The sequence below is a fragment of the Streptomyces sp. NPDC050703 genome (genome assembly GCF_040654435.1).
Classification (GTDB): domain Bacteria; phylum Actinomycetota; class Actinomycetes; order Streptomycetales; family Streptomycetaceae; genus Streptomyces.
The window spans coordinates 240,324-250,633 of the sequence record NZ_JBFAHX010000008.1 but is presented as its reverse complement, the minus strand read 5'-3'; the positions used below and the strand labels follow the sequence as shown (position 1 = coordinate 250,633).

Below are 10,310 nucleotides of genomic sequence, written 5' to 3'. Positions count from 1 at the left end.
GCATCACCGTCGAGCGGGTCCTGACCGACAACGGCTCCTGCTACAAGTCCAAGCTGTTCACCCAGACCCTGGCCGCGGCCGGCATCACCCACAAGAAGATCCGACCCTACCGCCCGCAGACCAACGGCAAGGTCGAACGCTTCAACCGCACCCTGCTGGAGGAGTGGGCCTACCTGCGGCCCTACACCAGCAACACAGAGCGGACCGCAGCCCTGGCAGACTTCCTCCACACCTACAACCACCACCGCTGCCACACCGCACTGGGCGGACACCCGCCCATCAACCGCGTCAACAACCCTGCGGGTCAATACATCTAGCCACCCCCGCGGGCGAAGCCGGACGACGTCGGCCACACGAGGCAACCAAAACCTCCTCGCAGTACGTTCTTACGAGTACGGGCGCACGGGCAGAACCGTGCGCTCGTCCGTACCCTGGGGAGGGACCGAACCATGGCCGCGCGCCACCGTCGTATCGCCACCGCTGTCGCCACAGCCCTCATCGTCGTACCGGCCGGCGTCGGCCTCGTCGGCTGCGACGCCGTCTCGAAGGCCATGGACTGCGTCCAGACCGCGGACGTGATCGCCGACAGCGTCACCGACCTGCAGCAGGCCGCCGAGAACGCGGCCGACAACCCCGCCGAGGCGGACCGCGCCCTCGACGACATCGGCAAGAACCTCGACAAGATCGGTGACAAGACCGACGACACCGACGTCACCAAGGCCGTCGACGACCTCGACAAGGCCGTCGACAACGTCCGCGAGGCCATCGAGAACGGCGACGCCACACCGGACGTCAGCCCCGTCACGGACGCGGCGGGGGAGCTGACGAAGGTTTGCACGCCGTAGTGCCGCCGCACCCGTGATCGGGTGGTGGGGATACTGGACGCCATGACCCGCCTCATCCTCGCCACCCGTAACGCCGGCAAGATCACCGAACTGCGGGCGATCCTCGCCGACGCGGGGCTCCCGCACGAGCTCGTCGGCGCCGACGCCTACCCCGAGATCCCCGACGTCAAGGAAACCGGCGTCACCTTCGCCGAGAACGCCCTGCTCAAGGCGCACGCCCTCGCCCGGGCCACCGGGCTGCCCGCCGTCGCCGACGACTCCGGGCTCTGCGTGGACGTCCTCGGCGGAGCCCCCGGCATCTTCTCCGCCCGCTGGGCGGGACGCCACGGCGACGACGCCGCCAACCTGGAGCTGCTCCTCGCCCAGCTCGGCGACATCGCGGCACCGCACCGCGCGGCCCACTTCGCCTGCGCGGCGGCCCTCGCGCTCCCCGACGGCACGGAACGCGTGGTCGAGGGCCGCCTCCGCGGCACCCTCCGCACGGCCCCCGCGGGCTCCGGCGGCTTCGGCTACGACCCGATCCTCCAGCCGGACGGCGAGACCCGCACGTGCGCGGAGCTCTCGGCCGCGGAGAAGAACGCGATCAGCCATCGCGGGGAGGCGTTCCGGGCGCTCGTGCCGGTGGTGCGGGAGCTGCTGGGCTGAGGCCGGGCATTGTTCAGGGCGCGACGCCGTGCGTCGCGCCCTCTTCTCGCGTGGGCCCGGTGGGACTCGAACCCACGACACACCGGACCTAAACCGGCGCCCTCTAGCCTGCTGGGGTACGGGCCCCGCTGGGTCACTCTACTGTGCCGGACGCCGGCCGTTCGAGAAGGTCTTCGTCTGGCTGTGACAGGAGGGGCACAGGTATCTGAGATTGCTCCGGCGGTTGTCCAGCCGGTCGCCGTTCACATGGTCGATCTCCAGGACGAGACGTCTGTTCCGCCACGTCTCACCCAGGCCACAGGCCCCGCACACGCGTGGTACGCCGACGTCGTCGAGGGCGCGTCGCAGCAGGGTGGTTCTGGTGCGCGCCGCGCCCGGGGACCGGCGGACCAAGATGTCCTCGGCGCCTATTCGGTTGGCTCCAGGACGTCCGGCGTTGTGCCCTTGCCCGACGAAGTGGGCGGTCGACAGACCGTGGGCCTCGATGCTGCGCACGGCCTTGGCGCGCGAGGCGCCACTGAACGGAGCGCAGCCCAACGCCCTCAGCACTCCGGCCAGACCGCGGGACCCGGCGACGGCCTCCGCGAGTTCCGCACGCGGGAAGAGGTTGTCGACGCCCTGCGTTCCGCGCCGGACGAAGTGGCTCGTGTCGATCCCGAACCGCTCAAGCTTCTTCCAGACGTGCCCGTACGGGCCGTCCTCCGGTGGAATGCCCATGTGGAGGAACATCTCCCGGACGCTGGAGGAGCGGGCGGCGGCAGCCGTCAGAACCTCCTTCGAGTACGACCGGGCGGGGCGCTCCGGCAGCGGCTCGTCGTTGAAGTGCGTCGTGTCGATCCCGTAGTGCACCAGGCGGTCGCGCAGATACCGGCGGGGGCCCGCGCCCATCGGCGCCCCGAGGCGGCGCATGAGGTCCACCAGGCTCGTACACGAGGGGGCTACGCGGGCCAGTGTCTCGCGCGGGTACTTGACCCGGCTCACGTCGCTCGCCGCTTTCGCCCGCGGTAGGTGTCGGTCACGGCATGGCAGTTGGGGCAGAGCAGGCGCAGATTCTCCTGCCGGTTGTCCCACCAGTCCCCGTTGATGTGGTCGACCTCCAGCCGCAGCGGCCCGCCGTTCCACATCGGGCCGATCCCGCAGTCCGCGCAGGCCTCGGGCACGCCTGCCCCGAGCAGTGCCCGGCGCAGCCGCGTGCCGGGAATCCTGCCGTCGTCCGGGGATCTCAGGGCCAGTACGGGGCCCAGCGCCCCCTGGGGCCTTCGGGGCGGCGGGCCGAAGTGCGAGACATCGATGCCGAGGGAGGCGATCCGGCGGCCGATGTGCGCGTGATTCCCGCCGACATTGCTGATCCCGAGGTCGCGCACGACTTGCTTGATGCTGGAGGAGCGAGCGACGGCCTCCCGAAGTCGCTGCTCGGTGTGGCGGACCCACTGACCAGGAAAGTGGGAGGTGTCGATGCCCTCCGCGGCCATTCTCCGGCGCACATGGCGTCGGCTTCCGGGGGTCGGCTCACCCCCGCACCACCGCACCGCCTCGTCCCACGACCCCGTCTCCCGAGCTGCTTCCTCCAGCAGTTCGCGGGTGTAGCGCACCGACATGTCATCCCTCCCGTCCGGCCACCCGTTCGCAGCCCCAGACGGAGTAACGACCCGACAATCGGACCGTCACGCCCGATATGCGGAGCGGCCCGCCCCGCTTGCCGGAGCAAGAGGGGCGGGCCGCGGGGGAAGAGGGGCGGGCCTCAGAGGGAGGGCTCGGGGGGAGGGGAGGAGTCAGAACCTGGGGGACGGGGACTGGGCCTCGACCATTTCCGCGGCCTCCTCCTTCGTCTCGACCGACGGCGGTGACCCCGACAGCGGCTTCTGGGCCGTCTCCTTCATGCAGGCGACCGCGATGATGCCGACGAGGGCCGCCGCCATCGAGTAGTACGCCGGGACCATGTCCGTCCCCGTGACGCTGATCAGGGACGTGATCACCAGGGGAGCCGTGCCGCCGAAGAGGGAGGCGGAGAGGTTGTAGCCGACGGAGAGGGAGCCGTAGCGGACCGAGGTGGGGAAGAGGGCCGGGAGCGTCGCCGACATCGTGCCGAGGAGGCAGACCAGGGAGAGGCCGAGGAGGAGCATGCCGCCGGAGACCGCCACCAGGCTGCCCTGCTGGATGAGCAGGAACGCCGGCAGGGAGAGGACCAGGAAGCCCACCATGCCCGTCATGAGCAGGGGCTTGCGGCCGAAGCGGTCCGACAGCCTCCCCACCTGGCTGATGATCAGCATCAGGACGATCATGGTGCCGATGAGGATGAGCAGCCCGTGCGAGTCGTCGTAGCCGAGCTCGTCCGAGAGGTACGTCGGCATGTACGACAGCAGCATGTAGTCGGTGATGTTGTACGCGCCGACCAGCGCGATGCAGAGGATCAGCGTCGGCCAGTACTGGCGGAAGATCTTCGCGAGGTCGCCCTTGGCCGTGGTCTCCACGGTGGACGCGCCCTCGGTGGCGGAGTGGTAGGTCTGGTCCTCCATCTTCTGGAACGCGGGCGTCTCGTCGAGCTTCAGCCGCAGGTAGAGGCCGACGAGGCCGAGCGGTCCCGCCACGAGGAAGGGGACGCGCCAGCCCCAGGACTCCATGGTGTCGGAGCCGAGCGCGGAGTTGAGGATCAGGACCAGGCCGGCCGCGCCGGTGTAGCCGGCGAGCGTGCCGAGTTCCAGGAAGCTGCCGAAGTAGCCGCGCCGCTTGTCCGGGGCGTACTCGGCGATGAACGTGGAGGCGCCGCCGTACTCGCCGCCCGTCGAGAAGCCCTGCACCAGGCGGAAGAAGATCAGCAGGACCGGGGCCCAGAAGCCGATGGTGGAGTAGGACGGGATCAGGCCGATGGCGAGGGTGCCGATGGCCATCATGATCATGGTCAGGGCGAGGACCTTCTTGCGGCCGATCTTGTCGCCCATGGGTCCGAAGACCATGCCGCCGATGGGGCGCACGAGGAACGAGACCGCGAAGGTCGCGAAGGACGAGATCAGCTGGACCGTGTCGTTCCCGGACGGGAAGAACACGTGGCCGATGGTGACGGCCAGGTAGCTGTAGATGCCGAAGTCGAACCATTCCATGGCGTTGCCGAGCGAGGCCGCTTTGACCGCCCGCTTGACCGCCGCCTCGTCCGTGACCGTGATGTCGGTGCGCCGGAGCGGCGGGTTCTTGCGGCGTTTCACGGCCCGGAACAGCGTGCGGTGACGTCTGACCGCTTCGTGATCGGCCTCGGTCGCTTCGTGGGCCGTCATGGAGTGGTTCCTTTCGTTCTTCGGGCAAGCTCCCCCATGGATCACTTGCTCGAACATCGCCGACGCAAACGAAAGCCCCCCGTGAGGGGGGCCTTTGTCACAGTCCAGCGGGTATACGGGGCGCCGGCGCCGGGGCCGTCCTACACGCCGAGGTCCCTGATGATCTTCGCCACGTGTCCGGTCGCCTTCACGTTGTAGAACGCGTGCTCGACCTTGCCCTGTTCGTCGACGACCACGGTGGAGCGGATGACGCCGGTCACCGTCTTGCCGTACAGCTTCTTCTCGCCGAAGGCGCCGTACGCCTCAAGGGTCTCCTTGGAGGGGTCGCCGACCAGGGTGACCTTGAGGTTCTCCTTCTCGCGGAACTTCGCGAGCTTCTCCGGCCTGTCCGGCGACACGCCGATGACGTCGTAGCCCGCGGCGGCCAGCGCGTCGAGGTTGTCGGTGAAGTCGCAGGCCTGCTTCGTGCAGCCGGGGGTGAGCGCGGCCGGGTAGAAGTAGACGATGACCTTGCGGCCCTCGTGGTCGGCCAGGGAGACGTCGTTGCCGTCGGCGTCGGGCAGGGTGAAGGCGGGGGCGGTGTCGCCGGGCTGCAGTCGCTCGCTCATCTTCGGTCTCCTCGCGGGGGTGCTTCGCAACGGGGTGCTTCGCAACAGGTGGGGTGAACGGAGTCGAGCGTAATAGGGGTGCCGTGGGGTGCGGTGGGCCCGGAGCTGACAGACTGTGGGACAGATGACGTTCACCGTTTCGAGAACGTGAGCGGACGACCGACCGGAACGACCGATACGACCACGACGGAGGCAGCGCGGTGTCGGATGCTGATGCCAGGACCCCTGCGCAGATCGAGGCGGACATCAAGCGCCGGCGCGACCAGCTCGCCGATACGCTCGACGAGATCGGGGTGCGTGTCCACCCGAAGACGATCGTCGGCGACGCGAAGGCGAAGGTCGCGGCGAGCGTGGACAACTCACTCGGCCGGGCGTACGTGGGGGCGAACCGATTCGTCTCCGACGTGCGGGGCCAGCTCGTCTCGGCGGACGGTTCGCCCCGCATCGAGCGGATCGTCCCGGTGGCCCTGGTGGCCGTGGGCCTCGTGGGGCTCCTCGTCGTGAGCTCGCGGCGGCGCGGCCGCTGATCCACCGGCCACCCGGGGGCCACAGGGGCCGCCGGGGCAGGTAGGTTCGGGGCGTGAGCGCAAAGACCCATCACGACGACAAGCTGCCCATCCGCATGCTGCACGACCGCGTGCTCGTGCGGCAGGACACCAGCGAGGGCGAGCGCCGCTCCGGCGGCGGCATCCTGATTCCCGCGACGGCGGCCGTGGGCCGGCGGCTCGCGTGGGCCGAGGTGGTCGCGGTCGGGCAGAACGTCCGCACGGTCGAACCGGGCGACCGCGTCCTGTACGACCCGGAGGACCGCGCCGAGGTCGAGGTGCGGGGCGTCGCCTACGTCCTGATGCGCGAGCGTGACCTGCACGCCGTCGCCGCGGACCGGTTCGAGGGCTCCGAGGACACCACGGGGCTGTACCTGTAGGGACCTGTGGAGAGGGGCCGGTGACCATCGTCACCGGCCCCTTCGACGTGCGGTTTGCTACCTTGGAGATACCCGACGAGACGCGCCGTACCGGGTCAAGCAAAGACGACGCACCCCCATCAGTGGACGCCCCGCGGCGTCCGTACTCGTCGGAGGTGCCGTCATGGCCTGGGTTCTGTTGATCGTCGCCGGTCTGCTCGAAGTGGGCTGGTCGATCGGGATGAAGTACACCGAGGGATTCACCCGGCTCTGGCCGAGCCTCGCCACCGGTGCGGGCATCGTCGCCAGCATGGTGCTGCTGTCGTACGCGGCGAAGTCGCTGCCGATCGGTACGGCGTACGGCGTGTGGGTCGGCATCGGAGCCGCCGGTGCGGCGGTGCTCGGCATGGTGGTGCTCGGTGAGCCGGTCACCGCCGCCCGGATCTTCTTCGTCTGCCTGCTGCTCGTCGCCGTGGTCGGTCTCAAGGCGACCTCGGGCCACTAGCCGGTCACCGGCGGCCCGCTACGGGTCGATGCCTCCGATGGCGCCCGCGTCCGTCGCGCCGCCCTCGGAGGCCGTCTCCCCCGGGCCCGTGCCGCCGTTGACCGGGCCGCCCTGTGCGGCGCCCCCGTCGGCCGTGCCGCCGTCGGTCGCGCCGCCGGCCGTCGGGGGGCCGCCGTCGGTCTGGCCGCCCGTCGGGTCGCCGGTCTGGCCGCCGTCGGTGGGTCCCCCGTCCGTGGGGCCGCCGTCGGTGGGCCCCCCGTCGGTGGTGCCGCCGTCGTCGTCCTGGCCGCCGTCCGCCGTACCGCCGTCCGTGGGGCCGCCGTCGGTGGGCTCTCCGCCGGTGTCCGGTTCCTCGGTGTCGTCCGTGGCCGTCGGGTCGGGCGGCTGGGGCTGGTCCGCGCCCTCCTCGACCTCCAGGTCGAAGTCCTTGACCGGCTTGCCCTCCAGGGCGTCCTTGGTGAACTGCGCCCAGATGCGGGCCGGGTAGCCGCCGCCGTTGATGCGGGCCTCGCCGAGCGCCCCGTACAGCGGGGTGTGCGCGCCCGTGTCGGGGTTCTGGCCCATGACGGCGACGACGGTGGCGAGGTCGGGGGTGTAGCCGGCGAACCAGGCCGCCGTGTCGTTCTCGGCGGTGCCCGTCTTGCCCGCGGCGGGGCGGCCCGCGCCCTGGGCGGCCGTGCCGGTGCCGCCCTCGACGACGCTCCGCAGGATGGACGTGGTGGTGTCGGCGGCCTCGCGGGACACGGCCTGCTCGGTGGCGTCCCGGTCCGGCAGCGCGATCCGCTCGCCGTCCTTGCTGATCTCCTCGACCATCGTGTAGGTGCCGTGCTCGCCGTGGTTGGCGAGGGTCGCGTACGCCTCGGTCATGTCCAGGACGCTCGCGGTGGACGGGCCGAGCGCGATCGACGGGGACGCCGTGAGGTCGGGGGTGTTCTCGGGGACGCCGAGGGCGATGGCGGTCTTCTTGACCTTGTCGGAGCCGACGTCGACGGCCATCTGGGCGTACACCGAGTTCACCGACTTGTCGGTGGCCTCGCGGACGGTGGTCTGGCCGTAGGAGACCTGGTCCTCGTTCTCGGGGGCGTACGCGCCGCCGCTCCAGCCCTGCACCGGACGCTTGTTCGTGCCGTCGTAGACGGTGTTGGGGGTGATGGTGCGGCCGTCCTGGGTGACCGAGCCGTTCTCCACCGCGGAGGTGAAGACGAACGGCTTGAACGTGGAGCCGACCTGGTAGTCGCGGCGCGTGGCGTTGTTCACGTACTGCTTGGTGTAGTCGATGCCGCCGTACATCGCGACGACCTTGCCGGTGGCGGGGTCGATGGAGGCGCCGCCCGCGCGCACGTTGCGGTCGACCTTGCGGGCGTCCTTGTCGATCTTTGACATCACCTGGTCGTCGACGGCCTTCTTGAAGGCGTCCTGGCGGTCCTTCTGGAGCGTCGTGGTGATGCGGTAGCCGCCCCTGGCGAGCCGGTCCTCGTCGACGATCTCGTTGTCGGTGAGGTAGTCCTCGACGGCCTTGACGACGTAGCCGCGCTGCCCCGACAGGCCCGTGGCGCCCTTGGCCTCGTCGGGCATCGGGAACTTCATGCGCGCCCGCTCGGACTCGCTCAGCCAGCCCTGCCCGACCATGCCGTCCAGGACGTAGTTCCAGCGCCCCGTCGCGCGCCCCTTGTTCTCGGGGTGGGTGGCGACGTCGTAGGCGTTGGGGGAGTTGAGGAGCGTGGCGAGGTAGGCGCCCTCGGCGGTGGTGAGCTTCTTGACGTCCTTGCCGTAGTACGCCTGGGCCGCGGCCTGGATGCCGTAGGCGTTGCGGCCGAAGTAGCTGGTGTTGAGGTAGCCGGAGAGGATGTCGTCCTTGCTCACCTCGCGGTCCAGCTTGATGGAGATGAAGAACTCCTTGGCCTTGCGGGTGACCGTCTGCTCCTGGCCGAGGTAGTAGTTCTTCACGTACTGCTGGGTGATCGTGGAGCCGGACTGCTTGCCCTTGCCGGTGACGGTGTTGAAGGCCGCGCGGATCATCGCCTTGGGGTCGACGGCGGACTCGCTGTAGAAGTCGCGGTCCTCGGCGGCGAGCACGGTGTGCTGCACGGTGAGAGGGACCTGCTTGAGCTGCACGTTCTCGCGGTTGACCTTGCCGTCGCGGGCGATCTCGGTGCCGTCGGCGTAGAGGTAGACGTTGCTCTGCTTGGTGGCCGCGGCGTTGGCCGGGGGGATCTCGACCAGGAAGTAGCCGGTCATGAAGGCGCCCACGACCAGCAGGACGACGAGGATGAAGCCGCCGAGGACCATGCGCCAGGTGGGGATGATCCGCCGCCACCCCGTGCGCTTGGGCCGCTTGGGCTTCTTGCCCTTGCCGCCGCCCTCGCCGCCGCCCTTGTCACCGCCCTCGCCACCGTCCTCGCCGCCGCTCCCGCCGTCGGCTGCCGTGCCCTCGGGGGCGCCCGACGGCTTGTCGTCGGGCTCCCTGGGCGCCCAGCCCTGGCGCCCCTCAGGGCCCTGCCGCTGCGGCTCGTCGCTCATGTCTCGCGGAACTCCCGGTTAGCGTCGTACGTCCAGTACGCCTCGTACACCCCATTGCACACTGCCGTCACACCCGCCGGTGACCAAGGCACGCGTCCTCGTACCCGAAAATGCCTGGCACGAGTGGTCGCCCTCACACTACGATCCTGCGCTTTGGCCCGTTTCGGGGCGAGGCTCACGGTGGAAGGGATGCACGTGCGTACAGGACGGTTCCGTTTGTACGCCGCCGTCGCGAGATCGGCCTTCCGCAGATACGCGACGTACCGGGTCGCGACGGCGGCCGGAGTGTGCACCAACACGGTCTTCGGGCTGATCCTGGCGTACACCTACATCGCGCTCTGGGACGAGCGGCCGGGGCTCGGCGGGTACGACCAGGCGCAGGCGGTCACGTACGTGTGGCTGGGGCAGGCCCTGCTCACGGTGATGGCGCTGATGGGCGGCGGCTTCGAGACGGAGCTGATCGAGCGCATCCGCACCGGCGACATCGCCGTCGACCTGTACCGCCCCGCCGACCTCCAGGCGTGGTGGCTGGCGACCGACGCGGGCCGCGGCCTGTTCCAGCTCCTGGGGCGCGGCGTGGTGCCGATGGCGGCCGGGGCGCTCGTCTTCGATCTGGCGCTGCCCACGGAGCCGCTGCGCTGGCTGGCGTTCGCGGTGGCGGTCGCGCTCGGCTGCCTGGTCGGCTTCGCGATCCGCTTCCTGGTGGCGCTCTCCGCGTTCTGGCTGATGGACGGGGCGGGCGTGACGCAGATGGCGATGCTGGCGGGCACGTTCTTCTCCGGGATGCTGCTGCCGCTCAACGTCTTCCCCGGGGTGCTCGGCGAGGTCGCCCGCGCCCTGCCCTGGTCGGCGCTGCTCCAGCTCCCCGCCGACGTCTTCCTCGGCACGGGCGGCGGCACGGACCTCCTCGGCACCTACGCCTTCCAGCTCGGCTGGGCGGTGGCGCTGCTCGCGGCCGGGCGGCTGCTCCAGGCGGTCGCGACGCGCCGGGTGGTGGTCCAGGGTGGCTGAGCC

At 70.4% G+C, this 10,310-nt stretch carries 12 protein-coding genes, 1 tRNA gene and 1 riboswitch; of the genes, 7 read left to right on the top strand and 6 right to left on the bottom strand.

Going from position 1 to position 10,310, the window contains the following annotated elements; genetic code table 11:
- The 3 genes from AB0I16_RS11165 to rdgB all read left to right on the top strand — a co-directional run.
- The coding region (locus tag AB0I16_RS11165; RefSeq protein ID WP_363249020.1) for an integrase core domain-containing protein at window positions 1-317 on the top strand (317 nt) is incomplete at its 5' end.
- A gap of 132 nt (window positions 318-449) precedes the next feature.
- Window positions 450-845, top strand: a complete 396-nt coding sequence (locus tag AB0I16_RS11160) for a hypothetical protein (protein WP_363249019.1) — start codon at window positions 450-452, stop codon at window positions 843-845.
- Between the two features lie 42 nt (window positions 846-887).
- Window positions 888-1,490 carry an RdgB/HAM1 family non-canonical purine NTP pyrophosphatase gene (gene rdgB / locus AB0I16_RS11155; RefSeq protein WP_062776334.1) on the top strand — a complete coding sequence of 201 codons (603 nt, stop codon included), beginning with the start codon at window positions 888-890 and terminating at the stop codon, window positions 1,488-1,490.
- A gap of 51 nt (window positions 1,491-1,541) precedes the next feature.
- Here the strand turns inward: rdgB and AB0I16_RS11150 are convergent.
- The 5 genes from AB0I16_RS11150 to bcp all read right to left on the bottom strand — a co-directional run bounded on the left by AB0I16_RS11150 (window position 1,542) and on the right by bcp (window position 5,367).
- A tRNA-Leu gene (locus AB0I16_RS11150) sits at window positions 1,542-1,616 on the bottom strand.
- Window positions 1,617-1,628: 12 nt separating this feature from the next.
- Complete coding sequence (locus AB0I16_RS11145) at window positions 1,629-2,471, bottom strand: HNH endonuclease (RefSeq protein ID WP_363249017.1); 843 nt, start codon at window positions 2,469-2,471, stop codon at window positions 1,629-1,631.
- The gene (locus AB0I16_RS11140) at window positions 2,468-3,088 is read right to left on the bottom strand and encodes an HNH endonuclease signature motif containing protein (protein ID WP_363249016.1); all 621 of its coding nucleotides are present in this window, start codon (window positions 3,086-3,088) and stop codon (window positions 2,468-2,470) included. Before AB0I16_RS11140 ends, AB0I16_RS11145 begins: the two co-directional genes overlap by 4 nt.
- A gap of 174 nt (window positions 3,089-3,262) precedes the next feature.
- Window positions 3,263-4,759 carry a glycine betaine/L-proline transporter ProP gene (gene proP, locus AB0I16_RS11135; RefSeq protein WP_363249015.1) on the bottom strand — a complete coding sequence of 499 codons (1,497 nt, stop codon included), beginning with the start codon at window positions 4,757-4,759 and terminating at the stop codon, window positions 3,263-3,265.
- A 140-nt stretch (window positions 4,760-4,899) separates the two neighbouring features.
- A complete protein-coding gene (bcp, locus tag AB0I16_RS11130; RefSeq protein ID WP_363249014.1) occupies window positions 4,900-5,367 on the bottom strand; it encodes a thioredoxin-dependent thiol peroxidase in 468 nt (155 codons plus the stop codon).
- Between the two features lie 200 nt (window positions 5,368-5,567).
- Here bcp and AB0I16_RS11125 point away from each other — a divergent pair, with 200 nt between their 5' ends.
- The 3 genes from AB0I16_RS11125 to AB0I16_RS11115 all read left to right on the top strand — a co-directional run bounded on the left by AB0I16_RS11125 (window position 5,568) and on the right by AB0I16_RS11115 (window position 6,776).
- Window positions 5,568-5,894 (top strand): DUF3618 domain-containing protein, encoded by a 327-nt coding sequence (locus AB0I16_RS11125; RefSeq protein WP_363249013.1) that lies wholly within the window; start codon window positions 5,568-5,570, stop codon window positions 5,892-5,894.
- Window positions 5,895-5,947: 53 nt separating this feature from the next.
- The gene (locus AB0I16_RS11120) at window positions 5,948-6,292 is read left to right on the top strand and encodes a co-chaperone GroES (RefSeq protein WP_062776278.1); all 345 of its coding nucleotides are present in this window, start codon (window positions 5,948-5,950) and stop codon (window positions 6,290-6,292) included.
- Window positions 6,293-6,341: 49 nt separating this feature from the next.
- A riboswitch (guanidine-III (ykkC-III) riboswitch) is annotated at window positions 6,342-6,407 on the top strand.
- A gap of 48 nt (window positions 6,408-6,455) precedes the next feature.
- On the top strand, window positions 6,456-6,776 hold the full coding sequence (locus tag AB0I16_RS11115) for a multidrug efflux SMR transporter (RefSeq protein WP_363249012.1): 321 nt from the start codon (window positions 6,456-6,458) through the stop codon (window positions 6,774-6,776).
- An 18-nt stretch (window positions 6,777-6,794) separates the two neighbouring features.
- On the opposite strand, the gene AB0I16_RS11110 is transcribed toward AB0I16_RS11115, so the two are convergent.
- Window positions 6,795-9,296 carry a transglycosylase domain-containing protein gene (locus AB0I16_RS11110; protein ID WP_363249011.1) on the bottom strand — a complete coding sequence of 834 codons (2,502 nt, stop codon included), beginning with the start codon at window positions 9,294-9,296 and terminating at the stop codon, window positions 6,795-6,797.
- Window positions 9,297-9,485: 189 nt separating this feature from the next.
- Between AB0I16_RS11110 and AB0I16_RS11105 the strand changes: the two genes are divergently transcribed.
- Complete coding sequence (locus AB0I16_RS11105; RefSeq protein WP_363249009.1) at window positions 9,486-10,307, top strand: ABC-2 family transporter protein; 822 nt, start codon at window positions 9,486-9,488, stop codon at window positions 10,305-10,307.
- Window positions 10,308-10,310: the final 3 nt, after the last annotated feature.

Excerpts from the sequence above, each read along its gene's own strand:
- AB0I16_RS11115 (WP_363249012.1), top strand. The coding sequence starts at position 6,456 with ATGGCCTGGGTTCTGTTGATCGTCGCCGGTCTGCTCGAAGTGGGCTGG.
- bcp (WP_363249014.1), bottom strand. The coding sequence starts at position 5,367 with ATGAGCGAGCGACTGCAGCCCGGCGACACCGCCCCCGCCTTCACCCTG.
- AB0I16_RS11140 (WP_363249016.1), bottom strand. The coding sequence starts at position 3,088 with ATGTCGGTGCGCTACACCCGCGAACTGCTGGAGGAAGCAGCTCGGGAG.
- AB0I16_RS11110 (WP_363249011.1), bottom strand. The coding sequence starts at position 9,296 with ATGAGCGACGAGCCGCAGCGGCAGGGCCCTGAGGGGCGCCAGGGCTGG.
- AB0I16_RS11105 (WP_363249009.1), top strand. The coding sequence starts at position 9,486 with ATGCACGTGCGTACAGGACGGTTCCGTTTGTACGCCGCCGTCGCGAGA.
- proP (WP_363249015.1), bottom strand. The coding sequence starts at position 4,759 with ATGACGGCCCACGAAGCGACCGAGGCCGATCACGAAGCGGTCAGACGT.
- rdgB (WP_062776334.1), top strand. The coding sequence starts at position 888 with ATGACCCGCCTCATCCTCGCCACCCGTAACGCCGGCAAGATCACCGAA.
- AB0I16_RS11160 (WP_363249019.1), top strand. The coding sequence starts at position 450 with ATGGCCGCGCGCCACCGTCGTATCGCCACCGCTGTCGCCACAGCCCTC.